14 protein-coding genes and 1 pseudogene are annotated in these 17,644 nt (G+C 68.6%); all 15 read left to right on the top strand.

Annotated features, from left to right (window positions below):
• Positions 1-77: 77 nt before the first annotated feature.
• Positions 78-266: pseudogene (locus AWB94_RS29305) on the top strand (transglycosylase family protein); the annotation flags it as partial.
• 229 nt (positions 267-495) lie between these two features.
• Positions 496-990 carry a transglycosylase family protein gene (locus AWB94_RS29300; protein ID WP_062657479.1) on the top strand — a complete coding sequence of 165 codons (495 nt, stop codon included), beginning with the start codon at positions 496-498 and terminating at the stop codon, positions 988-990.
• A 97-nt stretch (positions 991-1,087) separates the two neighbouring features.
• On the top strand, positions 1,088-1,702 hold the full coding sequence (locus tag AWB94_RS29295; protein ID WP_131805316.1) for a hypothetical protein: 615 nt from the start codon (positions 1,088-1,090) through the stop codon (positions 1,700-1,702).
• Positions 1,703-1,720: 18 nt separating this feature from the next.
• On the top strand, positions 1,721-3,697 hold the full coding sequence (locus AWB94_RS29290; protein WP_062657477.1) for a S9 family peptidase: 1,977 nt from the start codon (positions 1,721-1,723) through the stop codon (positions 3,695-3,697).
• Between the two features lie 10 nt (positions 3,698-3,707).
• Positions 3,708-4,961: a saccharopine dehydrogenase family protein gene (locus AWB94_RS29285; RefSeq protein ID WP_062657476.1), complete on the top strand. Its 1,254-nt coding sequence runs from the start codon at positions 3,708-3,710 to the stop codon at positions 4,959-4,961.
• Positions 4,962-5,056: 95 nt separating this feature from the next.
• Entirely contained in the window at positions 5,057-5,671 is a 615-nt protein-coding gene (locus AWB94_RS29280; protein WP_062657475.1) for a DUF937 domain-containing protein, read from the top strand.
• Between the two features lie 100 nt (positions 5,672-5,771).
• Positions 5,772-8,408 carry a valine--tRNA ligase gene (locus AWB94_RS29275; RefSeq protein ID WP_062657474.1) on the top strand — a complete coding sequence of 879 codons (2,637 nt, stop codon included), beginning with the start codon at positions 5,772-5,774 and terminating at the stop codon, positions 8,406-8,408.
• On the top strand, positions 8,405-9,811 hold the full coding sequence (gene folC / locus AWB94_RS29270) for a bifunctional tetrahydrofolate synthase/dihydrofolate synthase (RefSeq protein ID WP_062657473.1): 1,407 nt from the start codon (positions 8,405-8,407) through the stop codon (positions 9,809-9,811). The genes AWB94_RS29275 and folC overlap by 4 nt, the downstream gene beginning before the upstream one ends.
• The gene (locus AWB94_RS29265) at positions 9,808-10,197 is read left to right on the top strand and encodes a DUF4233 domain-containing protein (protein WP_062657472.1); all 390 of its coding nucleotides are present in this window, start codon (positions 9,808-9,810) and stop codon (positions 10,195-10,197) included. The genes folC and AWB94_RS29265 overlap by 4 nt, the downstream gene beginning before the upstream one ends.
• Positions 10,198-10,234: 37 nt before the next feature.
• A complete protein-coding gene (gene ndk / locus AWB94_RS29260) occupies positions 10,235-10,654 on the top strand; it encodes a nucleoside-diphosphate kinase (protein ID WP_024452949.1) in 420 nt (139 codons plus the stop codon).
• 295 nt (positions 10,655-10,949) lie between these two features.
• Entirely contained in the window at positions 10,950-14,078 is a 3,129-nt protein-coding gene (gene rne, locus AWB94_RS29255; RefSeq protein ID WP_085122550.1) for a ribonuclease E, read from the top strand.
• Between the two features lie 144 nt (positions 14,079-14,222).
• A complete protein-coding gene (gene rplU, locus AWB94_RS29250) occupies positions 14,223-14,546 on the top strand; it encodes a 50S ribosomal protein L21 (protein WP_024452951.1) in 324 nt (107 codons plus the stop codon).
• Between the two features lie 15 nt (positions 14,547-14,561).
• Positions 14,562-14,828, top strand: a complete 267-nt coding sequence (gene rpmA, locus AWB94_RS29245; protein ID WP_024452952.1) for a 50S ribosomal protein L27 — start codon at positions 14,562-14,564, stop codon at positions 14,826-14,828.
• 89 nt (positions 14,829-14,917) lie between these two features.
• The gene (gene obgE / locus AWB94_RS29240) at positions 14,918-16,357 is read left to right on the top strand and encodes a GTPase ObgE (RefSeq protein WP_062657470.1); all 1,440 of its coding nucleotides are present in this window, start codon (positions 14,918-14,920) and stop codon (positions 16,355-16,357) included.
• A complete protein-coding gene (gene proB / locus AWB94_RS29235) occupies positions 16,354-17,544 on the top strand; it encodes a glutamate 5-kinase (RefSeq protein WP_085122548.1) in 1,191 nt (396 codons plus the stop codon). Before obgE ends, proB begins: the two co-directional genes overlap by 4 nt.
• The last annotated feature ends 100 nt before the right edge of the window (positions 17,545-17,644 follow it).

Below are 17,644 nucleotides of genomic sequence, written 5' to 3'. Positions count from 1 at the left end.
ACACACCCAGCCAACCAGACACCCCAATCACAGGCCGACAGCAGCTGACCGTTCTACACCCTCAATCATGAAGAGCCGGTAATTGGGCCATCAACACCGGAAACGGCTACTACGGGGGCCTGCAGTTCACCATGGGTACCTGGCGGGCCAACGGCGGCAGCGGGTCGCCCCACCAGGCCAGCCGGGAGGAGCAGATCCGGGTGGCCAACAATGTGCTTCGCTCGCAGGGCATCGGCGCGTGGCCGGTGTGCGGCCGCCGCGGCTGACGCCGGCGTCATATATCAAACACGCGCCAATGGCGCCGGGCTTTCGAGCCCGGCGCCATTGTTTTCTCATACATATCGCCAATATGCATAGGCCACATAAGAAACCCCTAAAACTTCGGCATCGTCAGTAACACGCGATTTCCCCCACCCGAAACACGGGTAACCGCAGTGCCAGAAAACACCATCAAGCACATGCGGAACTCGTGTCACCGGTCGGGGAAGGACCGCAATGAAGAACATCGGCGTCGCTCTGCAGAAGACTTTCACCCGCATGCTGTGGGTCGCGGCCGCGACCGGCGCCTTCGCCGCCGCACCGCTGACCCTGGCGGCGACAGCCAACGCCGACAGCGGCGTCAACTGGGACGCCATCGCCCAGTGCGAGTCCGGCGGCAACTGGTCGATCAACACCGGCAACGGCGCTTCTGGAGGACTCCAGTTCAAACAAGCCACCTGGACCGCCAATGGTGGTGTGGGCGCGCCGCACCAGGCCAGTCGCGCCGAGCAGATCCGCGTCGCGGAGAACGTGCTGCGCACCCAGGGCCTCGGAGCCTGGCCGAGCTGCGGCGCCAAGGGCGCCACCCCCGCGGTCTGGACCAACCCGGCCCCCGCCGGCCAGAATCCCGCCGCCACCGGCTGCCAGGCCATCCGGCCCGGAGCCATCCTCGGCATCTTCGACATCCGCAAGATGTGCACCGCGCTCGCCGCCTTCGGGCAGCCGCGCTGATCATCCGTCCCAGGTTGGGATCGGTAGCCGCTTCTCTCACTCACGCTGTCGGAGCCACCGCATGACAGCGCTGGTCCCGACCAGAGAAGAGAGAATGATGACCGCCCTACCCCTGCGATTCGGCCTGGCCGCAGCTGCCCTCAGCATCTGCGCGCTCAGCGGCTGCTCGACGGTCGCTGACGTCCGCAAGATCACCGACGCGGCCACATCGGCGGTCGAGCAGATCCAGGAGGGCGCCGGAGCGCTGACCGAATCGACGGGCAGTGTGCTCACCGTCGACGGGTTGAACAAGGCTTTCGCCGCCATCTCGGCGGAGGTCGGAGCCGACCCGATGCAGGTGGTCGAGGTCACGCTGGTCCCGACGACGGTCACCGTGCAAGCCGTCGATCCCAACGCGCCCACCGAATTGAACCAGTGGACCTACACCGCCGGGCATGTCGGCACACCCCGGCCGGTGGACTATGACGACGACACCGAGGCGTTGCGGCAGAACATCTTTGCCGTGTCGGAGGTGCCGGCCAGTGCGATCATCGCCGCGGTCGACGGCGCCGTGGCCGCCAGCGGAATCGCCGACGGCACGGTGCAGTCGGTGATCGTGGACCGCAACCTGCCGTTCGACGACAGCCTGCGCATCCTCATCAACGTCGCAGGGGAGCGGAGCACCAAGCAGGTCCGGGCCGACAGCGCGGGGCAGATCACCGACGTCGTCTGATCCGGTTAGCGTGGCGGGATGACGCCTCACCACGCCTTCGGTGACCTCGACCGCTTTCTCGAACTGCCCAGGGTTGCCGGGCTGGCCGTCTCGCCCGACGGCTCCCGGCTGGTCACCACCATCACCGAGATCAACGACGAACACACCGAATTCGTCACGGCGATATGGGAGCTGGATCCGGCCGGGCAGCGCCCCGCGCGGCGACTGACGCGCGGGGCCAAGGGCGAAACGGCACCGGCCTTCACCGCCGACGGCGACCTGCTGTTCATCGCGGCACGCCCCACGCCCGATGACGCCAAGCCGCCGGCGGCACTGTGGCGGCTGCCCGCGTCCGGCGGTGAGGCCGTCGAACTGCTGACGCTCCCCGGCGGGATCGGTGCGGTGCACACCGCGACCTCGGCCGACCGGGCCATCGTCACCGCGCCGCTGCTTCCCTCGGCGGTCACCGTGGCGGACGACGCGCGATTGCGCACGCTGCGGAAGGACAACCAGGTTTCGGCCATTCTGCACAGCCGGTACCCGGTGCGGTACTGGGATCACGACCTCGGGCCCGATCACCCGCACCTGCTCGATGCCGCCGACTCCCGCGACCTCACCCCGTCGCCCGGGGCGGCCCTGCGTGAGGCCGGGGTAGCCGTCAGCGCCGACGGCACCTTCGTGGTGACGTCCTGGCACGCGCCCGGGCCGGGCGCCTCCATCCGCGTCTGCATCGTGCGCGTCGACACCGCCACCGGCGCGCGGCAGGTGATCGTCGAAGACCCGGACGCCGATCTGGGCCATCCCGCCATCTCGCCGGACGGCCGCCGGCTGGCGTTCTTGCGCGAGACGGTGTCCACCCCCGAGCAAGCGCCCCGGATCACGTTGTGCGTCATGACGTTCGGCAGACCCTGGGTGGAGTTGAGCCGGGACTGGGATCGCTGGCCCGCCTCGGTCGACTGGACGGCCGACGGGACCGGCCTCGTGGTCACCGCCGACGACAACGGCAGGTGCCCGATCTTCGCGGTGGACCCGGACACTGGCGCCGTCACCAGACTGACCGACGACGACTACAGCTACGCCGAGGTGCGCACCGCGCCCGGCGGCGTCGTCTACGCGCTGCGCCATTCGTACACCGCTCCGCCGCATCCGGTGCGCATCGATGCCGACGGGCAGGTGGTGGTGTTGCCCTGCGTCGACATCCCGGAATTGCCCGGCGAATTGGACGAGATCACCGCCACAGCACCCGATGGCGTGCGGGTACGGTCCTGGCTGGTGCTGCCGCGGACATCCGAACCGGCGCCCCTGCTGCTGTGGGTGCACGGCGGGCCGCTGGGCAGCTGGAACGCCTGGCACTGGCGGTGGAATCCGTGGCTGCTGGCGGCCGCCGGCTATGCCGTGCTGCTACCCGACCCGGCGCTGTCCACGGGGTACGGACAGGACTTCATCCAGCGTGGCTGGGGCGCCTGGGGTGCGGCGCCCTATACGGACCTGATGGCGGCCACCGACGCGGCCTGCGCACACCCGCGGGTGGATGCCGGGAGGACGGCCGCCATGGGCGGATCCTTCGGCGGGTACATGGCCAATTGGATCGCCGGACACACCGAGCGGTTCGATGCGATCGTCACCCATGCCAGCCTGTGGGCGCTCGATCAGTTCGGGCATACCACCGACGGGGCGTACTGGTGGGTGCGCGAGATGACCGAGCAGATGACACAACACAATTCACCGCACCGGCACGTCGACCGGATCGCTACCCCGATGCTGGTGATCCACGGCGACAAGGACTACCGCGTGCCCGTCGGTGAAGCGTTGCGGCTCTGGTACGAACTACTCACCGAGTCGGCACTGCCGGCCGACGACGACGGTGACAGCCCGCATCGGTTCCTGTATTTCCCCACCGAAGGGCACTGGATCGCCGCGCCACAGCACACCAAGATCTGGTACCAGGTGATCCTGGCCTTTCTGGCCCGTCACGTCCTGGGGGAGGACGGCCCCCTGCCCGAGACACTCGGGTAGCTTCGGGCGCATGAGCACCCAGCGGGAATTCGACCTCGTCCTCTATGGCGCCACCGGGTTCGCCGGCAAACTCACCGCGGAATACCTGGCCACGGCCGGTGCGTCGGCCCGGATCGCCCTCGCCGGTAGGTCGGCCCAGAAGGTGCGTGCGGTGCGCGACACCCTCGGCGAGGCTGCTCACGCCTGGCCCATCATCGAGGCCGATACGAGCGCTCCGACCACGCTGGCGGCGATGGCTGCGCGCACCCAGGTGGTGGTCAGCACGGTCGGGCCCTACACCCGCTACGGGCTGCCCCTGGTGGCGGCCTGCGTGCAAGCCGGAACCGACTACGCCGACCTGACCGGGGAGACACCCTTCATCCGCGACAGTGCCGACCAGTTCCACAAGCAGGCTGCCGACACCGGTGCCCGCATCGTGCACTCCTGCGGATTCGACTCGATCCCTTCGGATCTGACCGTCTACGCGCTTTATCACCGCTGCCGCGACGACGGCTCGGGCGAACTCACCGACACCGATCTGGTGCTGCGCCGGTTCGCCGGCGGGGTCTCCGGCGGCACCATCGCATCGATGATGGAGTTCTTCCGTGCCGCCGCAAGCGATCCCGACATCCGCAGCGCGATGCTCGATCCCTACACACTGAGCACCGACCGTGCCGCCGAACCCGAACTCGGCCACCAATCGGACACGCCCTGGCGACGTGGTGCCCAGATCGCCCCGGAACTGGCGGGCATCTGGACCGGTGCGTTCGCCATGGCGGCACCCAACTCGCGAATAGTGCGCCGCAGCAACGCGCTTCTCGACTGGGCGTACGGCCGGAGATTCCGCTACGCCGAGCACATGAGCACCGGCTCCTCAGTCCTGGCGCCGGTCGCATCCGCGGTGGACACGGCGGTCAACGCCGCAGCCTTCGGCCTCGGGATGAGATATCTCGACAAGGTGCCGTCCACGCTGCTGGAACGGATCACCCCGAAACCGGGCAGTGGGCCCAGTGAACGGACCCGGGACAAGGGGCATTACCGCATCGAGACCTACACCACCACAACCGGTGGCGCCCGGTACCGCGCCGTCATCGCCCAGCAGGGTGACCCGGGCTACAAGGCCACCGCCGTGCTGCTCGGCGAGAGCGGATTGGCCCTGGCGCTGGACCGCGACCGGCTTTCCGACCTGCGCGGCGTGCTCACCCCGGCGGCGGCGATGGGTGACGCGTTGCTCACCCGGCTCCCCGCTGCCGGGGTGACGTTGGAGACCACCCGGCTGAATTGAAACCGGTGAGCGCCGAACACCTGTGGGCCAGGGTCGAACACGGCTAGGGTCGACTGCGGGTAGGAACTTCAACCAGCGATGAAGGTGGGGACGACATGGCCGGTCTTGATGAACTTTTCGCACAGATTCCGGTACAGGACATTGCCTCCAGGCTCGGCGCCGATGAAGGCGAGGTGAACAACGCCATCCGGACCCTGGTGCCCGCCCTGGTCGGCGGCCTGCAGCACAACGTGCAGTCCGGTGACATCGACTCGAGCCAATTGGAGTCCGCTGTCTCCGCGCAGGGTGCTAGCCGTCTGCTCGACGGCGGGGTGAGCGTCGACCAGGTCGACCAGGCCGAGGGCAACAACATCGTGGCCAACATCTTCGGCGGTAACGACAGCGGCCAGGTCGCGGCCGCGCTCGCGGGCACCGGTGCCGGGGGCAGCAACCTGGTCAAGCAGTTGCTGCCGATCCTGGCTCCCATCGTGCTGGCCTATATCGGCAAGCAGTTCGCCCAGAAGAGCGGCGATGCGCAGCCCGAGGCCGCGTCGTCCGGCGGCGGGCTGGGGGAGGTGCTGGGCAGCATCCTCGGCGGCGGCGGTGGTGGAAACAACCCGCTGGGCAGCATCCTGGGCAGCGTGCTCGGTGGCGGCTCCGGCGGGCAGGGCGGTAATCAGGGAAACGTCATCGGCGACGTCCTGGGCGGGCTGCTGGGCGGCAAGAAGTGATGTGTGGAGCCGCACCCGTAATGGTTACGGGCGCGGCTCCACACATCACCGTGAACGGGGGCTTGTTCGGGCACTCGTCGGGTTTCCTTAGAATCGAGCGGTGACTGCCAGCCCTTCCTCGCGCGCCGATGCCCTGCCCAAGTCCTGGGAGCCGGGTGCGGTAGAGAGCGAGCTGTATCAGGGTTGGGTCGACGCCGGTTACTTCACCGCCGATCCGTCGAGCGCCAAGCCGCCGTACTCGATCGTGCTGCCGCCTCCCAACGTGACGGGCAGCCTGCACATGGGCCACGCCCTGGACCACACCCTGATGGACGCCCTGACCCGGCGCAAGCGCATGCAGGGTTACGAGGTGCTGTGGCTGCCCGGCATGGACCATGCCGGCATCGCCACCCAGTCGGTGGTGGAAAAGCAGCTCGCCGTGGACGGCAAGACCAAAGAGGACTTCGGTCGCGAACTGTTCGTCGAGAAGGTGTGGGACTGGAAGCGTGAATCCGGCGGCACCATCGGCGGGCAGATGCGCCGGCTCGGCGACGGGGTGGACTGGAGCCGCGACCGCTTCACCATGGACGAGGGCCTGTCCCGCGCCGTCCGCACCATCTTCAAGCGGCTGTACGACGCCGGGCTGATCTACCAGGCCGAGCGGTTGGTGAACTGGTCGCCGGTGCTGAGGACCGCGATCAGCGACCTCGAGGTCAAGTACGAGGACGTCGAGGGCGAGCTCGTCTCCTTCCGGTACGGCTCCATGGACGACACGCAGCCGCATATCGTGGTGGCCACCACGCGGCTGGAGACCATGCTCGGTGACACCGCCATCGCGGTGCATCCCGATGACGAGCGCTACCGCGCGCTGGTCGGCAAGTCCCTGCCGCACCCGTTCCTCGACCGCGAGATCGTGATCGTCGCCGACGAGCACGTCGACCCCGAATTCGGTACCGGCGCAGTCAAAGTCACCCCGGCGCACGACCCCAACGACTTCGAGATCGGGGTCCGGCACAACCTGCCGATGCCGTCGATCCTCGACATCACGGGTGCGATCACCGGCACCGGGACGCAATTCGACGGGATGGACCGGTTCGAGGCGCGGGTGGCGGTGCGCGAGGCCTTGGCCGCGCAGGGCCGCATCGTCGCCGAGAAGCGTCCCTACCTGCACAGCGTCGGGCATTCCGAGCGCAGCGGCGAGCCCATCGAGCCGCGGCTGAGCCTGCAATGGTGGGTCAAGGTCGAATCGCTGGCCAAGGCTGCCGGTGACGCGGTGCGCAGTGGCGACACCGTGATCCACCCGGCCAGCCTGGAACCGCGCTGGTTCGCTTGGGTGGACAACATGCACGACTGGTGCATCTCGCGCCAACTGTGGTGGGGGCACCGCATCCCGATCTGGCACGGGCCCGACGGCCAGCAGGTGTGCCTGGGTCCCGACGAAACCCCGCCCGAGGGCTGGGTGCAGGACCCCGATGTGCTCGACACCTGGTTCTCCTCGGCGCTGTGGCCGTTCTCCACGATGGGCTGGCCCGAGCGCACCCCGGAGCTGGAGAAGTTCTATCCGACCAGCGTGCTGGTCACCGGCTACGACATCCTGTTCTTCTGGGTGGCCCGGATGATGATGTTCGGCACCTTCGTCGCCGGCGACGACGCGATCGGCGCCGGTTCCGTCCCGTTCCGGAATGTCTTCCTGCACGGCCTGATTCGTGACGAATTCGGTCGCAAGATGAGCAAGTCCAAGGGCAACGGCATCGACCCGCTGGACTGGGTGGAGAAGTTCGGCGCCGACGCGCTGCGCTTCACCCTGGCCCGCGGGGCCAGTCCCGGCGGGGACCTTTCCATCGGTGAGGACCACGCCCGCGCGTCACGCAACTTCGCCACCAAGCTGTTCAACGCCACCAAGTTCGCCCTGATGAACGGTGCCGCGCCGGCCCCGCTGCCGGAGGCCGGTGAGCTGACCGACGCCGACCGCTGGATCCTGGGCCGCCTCGACGAGGTGCGCGCCGAGGCGGACGCGGCCTTCGAGAGCTACGAGTTCAGCCGGGCCTGCGAGGCGCTGTACCACTTCGCCTGGGACGAGTTCTGCGACTGGTATGTCGAGCTCGCCAAAGTCCAGATCTCGCAGGGTCTTTCGCACACCACGGCGGTGCTCGCCGCGGTGCTGGACACGCTGCTCAAACTGCTGCACCCGGTGATGCCGTTCGTCACCGAGACGCTGTGGAAGACGCTCACCGGTGGTGAGTCGATCGTCGTCGCCGACTGGCCCGAGCCGTCGGGCTTCGCGCCGGATGCGGTCGCCACCCGGCGGATCACCGACATGCAGAAGCTGGTCACCGAGGTGCGCCGATTCCGCAGCGACCAGGGCCTGGCCGACCGGCAGCGGGTGCCGGCCCGGCTCACCGGCCTGGACGCCGCCGACGTGGAATCGCAGCTGCCCGCGGTCACCGCGCTGGCCTGGCTGACCGAACCGGCCGACGGCTTCACCGCCTCGGCATCGGTCGAGGTGCGCCTGTCCGAGGGCACGGTGGTGGTCGAGGTGGACACCTCCGGCACCGTCGACGTCGCCGCCGAACGACGCCGTCTGGAGAAGGACCTGGCCGCTGCGGAGAAGGAACTGGCGCAAACCACAGGCAAACTCGGCAACGCCGAGTTCCTGGCCAAGGCGCCCGAGGCCGTCGTCGACAAGATCAAGGCCCGCCGTCAGCTGGCGCAGGAAGAGGTCGAGCGGATCACGGCGCGGCTTGCCGGGTTGCGATGAGCAATCCGGAACCCACCCCGGACGAGATCGCGGCGCTGCTGCAGGTCGAGCACCTGCTCGACCAGCGGTGGCCGGAAACCAAGATCGAGCCGAGCACCGCCCGTGTCGAGGCGCTGCTGGAGCTGCTGGGTTCGCCGCAGCGCAGCTATCCGTCGATCCACATCGCCGGCACCAACGGCAAGACGTCGGTCGCGCGGATGGTCGACGCCCTGCTGACCGCGCTGCACCGGCGCACCGGGCGGACCACCAGCCCGCACCTGCAGTCGGCCGTCGAACGCATCTCGATCGACGGAAAGCCCATCAGCCCAGGGCAATACGTCGCCACTTACCGTGAGATCGAACCGTTCGTCGAACTCGTCGACGCGCAGTCGGAAGCGGCCGGCGGGCCAAAGATGAGCAAGTTCGAGGTGCTCACCGTGATGGCGTTCGCGGCGTTCGCCGACGCCCCCGTCGACGTCGCGGTGATCGAGACCGGCCTCGGCGGCCGGTGGGACGCCACGAACGTGGTCACCGCGCCGGTCGCCGTCATCACCCCGATCGGGTTGGACCACACCGAGTTTCTGGGCGACACCATCGCCCAGATCGCGGGGGAGAAGGCCGGCATCATCACCAAACAAGCCGACGACCTGGTCCCCACCGACACCGTCGCGGTGATCGCCCGCCAGCCACCCGAGGCGATGGAGGTGCTGCTGGCACAGGCCGTCACCGCCGACGCCGCGGTGGCCCGGGAGGATTCGGAGTTCGCGGTGCTCAGCCGCCAGATCGCCATCGGCGGCCAGGTGCTGTCGCTGCAGGGGCTGGGCGGGACCTACGAGGACATCTTCCTGCCGCTGCACGGTGAGCATCAGGCGCACAACGCCGTTCTCGCGCTGGCCGCCGTCGAGGCGTTCTTCGGGGCGGGCGCCCAACGCCAACTCGACATCGACGCCGTCCGCGCGGGGTTCGCGGCCGCGGCCAGTCCCGGCCGGCTGGAGCGGGTACGCAACGCACCCACGGTCTTCCTGGACGCGGCGCACAATCCGGCCGGTGCCACCGCGCTGACCGCGGCGCTGGCCGCGGAATTCGACTTCCGCTATCTCGTCGGTGTGGTGTCGGTGATGGGGGACAAGGACGTCGACGGCATCTTGGCCGCGCTGGAACCCGCCTTCGACCAGATTGTCGTCACCAACAACGGCTCGCCGCGCGCCATGAGCGTCGAGGAGCTGGCGCTGCGCGCCGAGGAGCGGTTCGGCCCGGAACGCGTCATCACGGCGGCGACCCTGCCCGACGCGATCGAGACGGCCATCGCGGCGGTGGAGGAATCCGCCGGCGGTGAAGGTCTGTCCGGCAGCGGCATCGTCATCACCGGCTCGGTGGTGACGGCGGGCGCCGCGCGGACCTTGTTCGGACGGGACCCGGCATGAGCGCCCCCGATCCGTGGAAGAGCTTCCGTGGCGTGATGGCCGGCACGCTGATCCTGGAGGCCATCGTCGTGCTGCTGGCGCTGCCGGTGGTGTCATTCGGTACCGGCGGCCTGACCTGGGTGTCCGGCGGGTTCCTGATCGGCATGGCCGTGCTGTTGGTGCTGCTGTCGGGGATCCAGGGCCGGCCGGGCGCCATCTGGATCAATCTCGGCATGCAGCTGGTGCTCGTCGGCGGGGCGTTCATCCACTGGGGCATCGGCTTCATCGGGGTGCTGTTCGCGTTGGTATGGGCGATGTTGATCTTCTTGCGCAGTGAGGTCAAACGGCGCCAAGAACGCGGCCTTTTGCCTGGTCAACGCCCCCGCGGTGATGAGACTACGGACTGATTTCTCGGATCGATTACCGACCGGTACGCTGTCCGCCGTGACCGAGCGCACCCTTGTTCTGATCAAGCCCGACGGCGTCCAGCGGCACCTGATCGGTGAGATTGTCAGCCGGATCGAGCGCAAGGGCCTGACGTTCGCGGCTCTGGAACTCAAGGTCGTCAGCGACGAGCTGGCCCGCCAGCATTACGCCGAGCACGACGGCAAGCCGTTCTTCGGTTCGTTGCTGGAGTTCATCACCTCCGGGCCCGTGGTGGCGGCCGTGGTCGAGGGACCGCGGGCGATCGCCGCGTTCCGCCAGATCGCCGGTGGCACCGACCCGGTGGAGAAGGCCACGCCAGGCACCATCCGCGGCGACCTGGCCCTCGTCACCCAGGACAACCTGGTCCACGGCTCGGATTCGCCGGAGTCGGCGGCCCGGGAAATCGCGCTCTGGTTCCCGGGCTTGGCAGGCGCTTAGCTCGCGGTTGGGCCGCTTCGTCAGATTCCGGCCCGCGGTATGGGATACTGGCCGTGGGAGACCGGCGCCACAACGGGGCCGGCCTCCCGGATGAAGACTTCGACGAGCGCGACCATCGCCACCAAGCGGTGTGGCGCCGACCGTCCAGCCATCATTCAGCCAGGCACCGAGTGGGTTCATCCAGAACCGCTCGGGGCGAGACCATGACAAGTCCGGGAGAAGTGTCCCGGATCCATAGCGGAAGCCCTCGCGTGGCCGCGTCGAACTGACGCGCCCGGGGGCTTGAGGAGAATACGTGGCCGAAGATGCCCATACCCAAGACCTTTCCCAACCAGCGCAGCAAGAGGAACTGCCGGCGAAACTGAGAGTCCACTCGCTGGCCCGTGTGCTCGGCACCACGAGCAAGCGCATCGTCGATGTGCTCGCCGAACTGGACGGCCGGGCCCGCAGTCCCCACTCCACGGTCGACAAGGCCGAGGCCGAGCGGGTTCGTGATGTGTTGACCGCGGCCGAGGCGGCCGAATCCGAGCCGCCGGTCCCCACCGGGTCGGTCGAGCCGGCCGAGGTGGCCGAAGCGGTCGAGGTGGTGACCGCCGAGGCGGCCCAGGCCACCGAAGCCGCGGATCCCTCCCAGCCCGACGAGCCGCCGGTCCCCACCGGGTCGGTCGAGCCGGCCGAGGTGGCCGAGGCCGTCGAGGTGGTGACCGCCGAGCCCGAGTCCCGCCTGTTGTTGGAAACCCCGCACGCGTTCGAACTCGAGGTGGCCAGCGAGCTCAGCCCGCGCGCCGAAGTCGAGCCGGCGCCCTATCTGCCGCTGTTCGTCGCACCGCAGCCGGTCGAGTTCCAGCCGCGGGTGGTCGCCGCCGACGAGGGGGACGACACCGACGAGGGTGACGACGTCGACGATGCCGATGCCGACGGCGAGGAGGGGCAGGCCGATCGACCGGCCGCCCGCCGGCGCCGGCGCGGACGCCGTGGCCGCGGCCGTGGTCGCGGTGAACAGAACGCCGATGACGCCGGTGAGGACGCCGACACCGAGGGCGGTGCGGACACCGGTGAGCAGGCCGAGGGTGACGACACCGACGACGCCGAGGACACCGAGGACAACGGTGACGAGGCCGGCAGCGCCGAGGGCGGCAGCCGCCGGCGCCGCCGTCGCCGCCGGCGCAAGACCGGCAACGGCGACAACGGTGATTCCGACGAGAGCTCGCCGGACGATCCGCCGAACACCGTGGTGCACGAGCGAGCGCCGCGGGAACGGTCCGCCAAATCCGGTAAGGACCCCGACGAGATCCAGGGGATCAGCGGGTCGACCCGGCTGGAGGCCAAACGGCAGCGCCGCCGGGATGGCCGAGACGCCGGCCGTCGCCGCCCGCCCATCCTGAGCGAGGCTGAATTCCTGGCCCGCCGCGAGGCGGTCGAGCGCACGATGATCGTGCGAGACAAGATCCGCACCGAGCCGCCGCACGAGGGCGCCCGCTACACCCAGATCGCGGTGCTCGAAGACGGGGTCGTGGTCGAGCATTTCGTGACATCGGCGGCCTCGGCATCGCTCGTCGGCAACATCTACCTGGGCATCGTGCAGAACGTGCTGCCCTCGATGGAGGCCGCGTTCGTCGACATCGGGCGGGGCCGCAACGGTGTGCTCTACGCCGGTGAGGTCAACTGGGAGGCCGCGGGTCTCGGGGGGAACAACCGCAAGATCGAGCAGGCGCTCAAACCCGGCGACTACGTCGTCGTGCAGGTCAGCAAGGACCCGGTCGGGCACAAGGGCGCCCGGCTCACCACGCAGATCTCGTTGGCCGGGCGTTATCTGGTGTACGTGCCGGGCGCGTCGTCGACCGGGATCAGCCGCAAGCTGCCAGACACCGAGCGGCAGCGGCTCAAGGAGATCCTGCGGGAGGTGGTGCCCGCCGGCGCCGGGGTGATCATCCGCACGGCATCCGAGGGCGTCAAGGAAGAGGACATCCGCTCCGACGTCGAGCGTCTGCAGAAGCGCTGGACCGAGATCGAGGCCAAGGCCGCCGAGACCACCGAGAAGAAGGCCGGCGCCGCGATCGCGCTCTACGAAGAGCCCGATGTGCTGGTCAAGGTGATCCGCGACCTGTTCAACGAGGACTTCTCCGGCTTGATCGTGTCCGGCGACGAAGCCTGGGACACCATCAACACCTACGTGAACTCGGTTGCCCCCGAGCTTGTTTCGCGGATGACGAAATACGAGCCCAGCGCACCCGACGGGCCCGACGTGTTCGCGGTACACCGCATCGACGAGCAGCTGGCCAAGGCCCTGGACCGCAAGGTGTGGCTGCCCTCGGGCGGCACCTTGGTGATCGACCGCACCGAGGCGATGACGGTCGTCGACGTCAACACCGGCAAGTTCACCGGCGCCGGCGGCAACCTGGAGCAGACGGTCACCAAGAACAACCTCGAGGCGGCCGAGGAGATCGTGCGCCAGCTGCGGCTGCGCGATATCGGCGGCATCGTGGTCATCGACTTCATCGACATGGTGTTGGAATCCAACCGCGACCTGGTGCTGCGGCGTCTGACCGAGGCGCTCGGCCGCGACCGAACCCGCCACCAGGTGTCCGAGGTGACCTCGCTCGGCCTGGTTCAGCTGACCCGCAAGCGACTGGGTACCGGGCTTGTCGAGGCCTTCTCGACCACGTGCACGCACTGCGCGGGCCGAGGCATCGTCTTGCATGTCGATCCGGTGGACACCGCGCAGGCGGTGGCCCGCAAGGCCGAATCCGGCGGGGCCGGCGGTACCGGTGGTGGTGGACGGCGCGGGAAGCGCGGCAAGAAGGGCGCCAAGGTCGAAGAGGTGCAGGTGGCGAAGGTGCCCGCGCATGCCGCCGCTGAGCACCCGATGTTCAAGGCGATGGCCGCGGCCAACGGCAAGCACGACGACGAGGACGTCGAGGCTCTGGAAGATCTCGAAGACGAAGCCACCGAAGACACGGCCGGCGAGGACGAGACCGTCACCGGGGCCGACGACGACCTGACGGCGGCCGATGGCGCCGAGGACGAGTTCGACGAGTCGGACGAGGATTCCGACGAGGATTCTGACGAAGACGAAGCCGACGTCATCGATGTCATCGACGACGACGATGACGAGGACGAAGACGACGAGGAGTTCGACGAGGACCCCGACGACGAGGACTCGGACGACGAGGACTCGGACGACGACGAGTTCGAAGATGAGGACTCCGAGGATGACGACTCCGATGACTCGGAGTACGAGGACTCGGACGACACCGAAGACGACTCGGGGGACGACACCGACGACGAGTCGGACGACGACACCCCGGCTGACCTGGGCGTCGCCGCCCGGCAGCCGGCGGGAGAGGCGGTCACACCGGCAGGCCGGCGCCCCCGGCGCCGCGCCGCGGCCCGGCCGGCAGGCCCCCCGGGCGGCGCGGTTTGACCCTGTCCACGCTGCTCACGTACCCTTGACCAGTTGTCGCGAGGCTTGCAGCCGCGAAAGCTGGCTCAGTTCGCAAACAAGACCTGCACGTGCACCTTCACCGATTGCGCGCGCCCAGAAGAACGAAGTAGAGGAAGACTAACGATGGCAGCCGATAACGCCACGTACGCAATCGTCAAGACCGGCGGCAAGCAGTACAAGGTCGCCGTCGGTGACGTGGTCAAGGTCGAGAAGATCGAGTCCGAGCCGGGTTCGTCCGTCTCGCTGCCCGTCGCCCTCGTGGTCAACGGCGCGAAGGTCACCACCTCGGCCGATGAGCTGGCCAAGGTTGCGGTCACCGGTGAGGTGCTCGAGCACACCAAGGGCCCCAAGATCCGCATCCACAAGTTCAAGAACAAGACCGGCTACCACAAGCGGCAGGGGCACCGTCAGCAGCTGACGGTCCTCAAGGTCACCGGAATCAAGTAGTAGGAGGCGAACGACATGGCACACAAGAAGGGCGCTTCCAGCTCGCGCAACGGTCGCGACTCCGCCGCCCAGCGACTCGGCGTCAAGCGGTTCGGTGGCCAGGTGGTCAAGGCCGGCGAGATCTTGGTGCGGCAGCGCGGCACCCACTTCCACCCCGGCGTGAATGTCGGCCGTGGCGGCGACGACACCCTGTTCGCCACCGCTCCCGGTGTTGTGGAGTTCGGCGCCAAGCGTGGCCGCCGCACCGTCAACATTGTGCGACCGTCGGTTCAGGAAGCCTAGTTTTTCGAGGACTTTCCGCGAAGGTGAAGCTGCTGCGAGTTCTCCAGACAGGACTCTCGGCAGCTTCACTTTTCTAGGAAGGACCTGATATGCCCCGGTTCGTCGACCGCGTGGTCATCCACGCGCAGGCCGGTAACGGCGGCAACGGCTGCGCCTCGGTACACCGCGAGAAGTTCAAACCGCTCGGCGGGCCCGACGGTGGAAACGGGGGCCGGGGCGGCAGCATCGTCCTGGTCGTCGACCCCCAGGTCCACACGCTGCTGGACTTCCATTTCCATCCGCACGTCAGCGCACCCTCGGGTAAGCAGGGTGCCGGCAGCAACCGCGACGGCGCGGCCGGTGACGATCTCGAGGTGCGGGTGCCCGACGGCACCGTCGTGCTCGACGAACAAGGCCGGCTGCTCGCCGACTTGGTCGGCGCGGGAACGCGTTTCGAAGCGGCTGCTGGTGGACGCGGGGGCCTGGGCAACGCCGCGTTGGCCTCCCGGGCCCGGAAGGCGCCCGGCTTCGCCCTGCTGGGGGAGAAGGGGCAGACCCGCGACCTGACGCTGGAGCTCAAGACGGTGGCCGACGTCGGCCTGGTCGGGTTCCCGTCGGCCGGCAAATCCTCATTGGTGTCCGTGATTTCGGCGGCCAAGCCCAAGATCGCCGACTATCCGTTCACCACGCTGGCGCCAAATCTGGGCGTGGTATCGGCCGGGGACCATTCCTACACCGTCGCCGATGTGCCCGGCCTGATCCCGGGCGCATCACAGGGCCGCGGCCTCGGCCTGGACTTCCTGCGCCACATCGAACGGTGCGCGGTGTTGGTGCACGTGGTGGATTGCGCCACCATGGAGCCGGGCCGCGACCCCATTTCCGATATCGACGCACTGGAAGCCGAACTGGCGGCGTACCGGCCGACCTTGCAAGGCGATACCACCCTCGGCGACCTGGCCGAACGGCCCCGCGCCGTGGTGCTGAACAAGATCGACGTGCCCGACGCCAAGGAGCTGGCCGACTTCGTCCGCGAGGAAGTGGCCCAGAAGTACGACTGGCCGGTTTACGAGATCTCGACGGTGACCCGGGAAGGCTTGCGCCAGTTGACGTTTGCGTTGTGGGAACTGGTTGCCGCGTACCGGGCCGCTCAGCCGGAGGTGGCGCCGCGGCGCCCGATCATCCGGCCCATCCCCGTCGACGAGACCGGATTCACCGTGTCGCCGGACGGTCAGGGCGGGTTCATCGTGCGGGGCACTCGGCCGGAGCGCTGGATCGCCCAGACCAACTTCGAGAACGACGAAGCCGTCGGCTATCTGGGCGACCGGTTGGCCCGGCTCGGTGTGGAAGACGAATTGCTCAAGCAGGGCGCGACGCCGGGGTGTGCGGTCACCATCGGTGATGTCACCTTCGACTGGGAGCCGCAGACCCCGGCCGGCATCGACACCCATCTGTCCGGACGGGGCACCGACATCCGCCTCGAGCAGACCGACCGGGTGGGTGCCGACGAGCGCAAGGCGGCACGGAAGGCGCGCCGGGAGAGCGGCGAATGAGCGACGCTTGCGGAGCGAATCATGACGCGGGCGACGCTTGCGGAGCGAATCATGACGCGGGCGACGCTCGCGCAGCGAATCATGACCGGAGCGCGCATCGCGAGGCCGTCCGCACCGCGCGCAGCGTCGTCGTCAAGATCGGCACCACCGCGCTCACCACGCCGTCCGGGGTGTTCGACGCCTCCAGGTTGTCCGACCTCGCCGATGCCATCGAGGGCCGGATGAAGGCCGGCTCGGACGTGGTGATCGTGTCGTCGGGTGCCATCGCTGCCGGTATCGAGCCGCTCGGTCTGACCAAGCGGCCCAAAGACCTGGCCACCAAGCAGGCCGCCGCCAGTGTCGGTCAGGTGGCCCTGGTCAATTCCTGGAGTGCCGCTTTCGCCCGCTATCACCGCACCGTCGGTCAGGTGCTGCTCACCGCGCATGACATCTCGATGCGGGTGCAGCACACCAACGCCCAGCGGACGCTGGACCGGTTGCGTGCTCTGCACGCGGTGGCGATCGTCAACGAGAACGACACGGTGGCCACCAACGAGATCCGGTTCGGTGACAATGACCGGCTCTCGGCGCTGGTGGCGCATCTGGTCGGAGCGGACGCGCTGATCCTGCTCTCCGATATCGACGGCCTCTACGATTCCGACCCCCGCAAGGGACAGGCACGCTTCATCCCGGAGGTCGCCACGCAAGGGGACCTCGACGGTGTCGTGGCCGGTGCCGGCAGCAGTCTGGGCACGGGGGGTATGGCGTCCAAGCTGTCCTCGGCGCTGCTGGCCGCCGATGCCGGGGTGCCGGTGCTGTTGGCCGCCGCGTCCGACGCGGCGGCAGCCCTCGACGACGCCTCCGTCGGTACGGTGTTCGCGCCGCGCCCGGAGCGGATGTCCGCCCGCAGGTTCTGGGTGCGGTACGCCGCCGAGTCGGCGGGTGCGCTGGCCCTGGATGCCGGCGCGGTGCGCGCGGTGGTCAAGCAGCGGCGGTCATTGCTGCCGGCCGGTATCACCGCGGTCACCGGCAAATTTCACGGTGGCGATGTCGTCGATCTGCGTGGGCCCGATGCGCAAACCGTTGCCCGCGGCGTGGTGGCCTACGACGCGGCGGAATTGACCACGATGATCGGTCGTTCCACCCATGATCTGCCTGCCGAGCTGCGTCGGCCCGCGGTGCACGCCGATGACCTGGTGGCCACCTGACCGGTCGCGACGGTGTGATTTTCGCAAAACTTTCGAGCCATTTCCCCGGGTGTCTGCGCACTTCGCGGGCCGGTGCTGGGTGAGGCAGACCTATCACAGC

The sequence above is a fragment of the Mycolicibacterium canariasense genome (assembly GCF_002101555.1).
Classification (GTDB): Bacteria; Actinomycetota; Actinomycetes; order Mycobacteriales; family Mycobacteriaceae; genus Mycobacterium; species Mycobacterium canariasense.
This window is presented reverse-complemented; position numbering and strand designations above follow the sequence as displayed.

Coding starts and splice junctions, on each gene's coding strand:
- AWB94_RS29265 (WP_062657472.1), top strand. CDS start 9,808: ATGAGCGCCCCCGATCCGTGGAAGAGCTTCCGTGGCGTGATGGCCGGC.
- rplU (WP_024452951.1), top strand. CDS start 14,223: ATGGCAGCCGATAACGCCACGTACGCAATCGTCAAGACCGGCGGCAAG.
- proB (WP_085122548.1), top strand. CDS start 16,354: ATGAGCGACGCTTGCGGAGCGAATCATGACGCGGGCGACGCTTGCGGA.
- folC (WP_062657473.1), top strand. CDS start 8,405: ATGAGCAATCCGGAACCCACCCCGGACGAGATCGCGGCGCTGCTGCAG.
- AWB94_RS29290 (WP_062657477.1), top strand. CDS start 1,721: ATGACGCCTCACCACGCCTTCGGTGACCTCGACCGCTTTCTCGAACTG.
- AWB94_RS29280 (WP_062657475.1), top strand. CDS start 5,057: ATGGCCGGTCTTGATGAACTTTTCGCACAGATTCCGGTACAGGACATT.
- AWB94_RS29285 (WP_062657476.1), top strand. CDS start 3,708: ATGAGCACCCAGCGGGAATTCGACCTCGTCCTCTATGGCGCCACCGGG.
- AWB94_RS29300 (WP_062657479.1), top strand. CDS start 496: ATGAAGAACATCGGCGTCGCTCTGCAGAAGACTTTCACCCGCATGCTG.
- AWB94_RS29295 (WP_131805316.1), top strand. CDS start 1,088: ATGACCGCCCTACCCCTGCGATTCGGCCTGGCCGCAGCTGCCCTCAGC.
- obgE (WP_062657470.1), top strand. CDS start 14,918: ATGCCCCGGTTCGTCGACCGCGTGGTCATCCACGCGCAGGCCGGTAAC.
- rpmA (WP_024452952.1), top strand. CDS start 14,562: ATGGCACACAAGAAGGGCGCTTCCAGCTCGCGCAACGGTCGCGACTCC.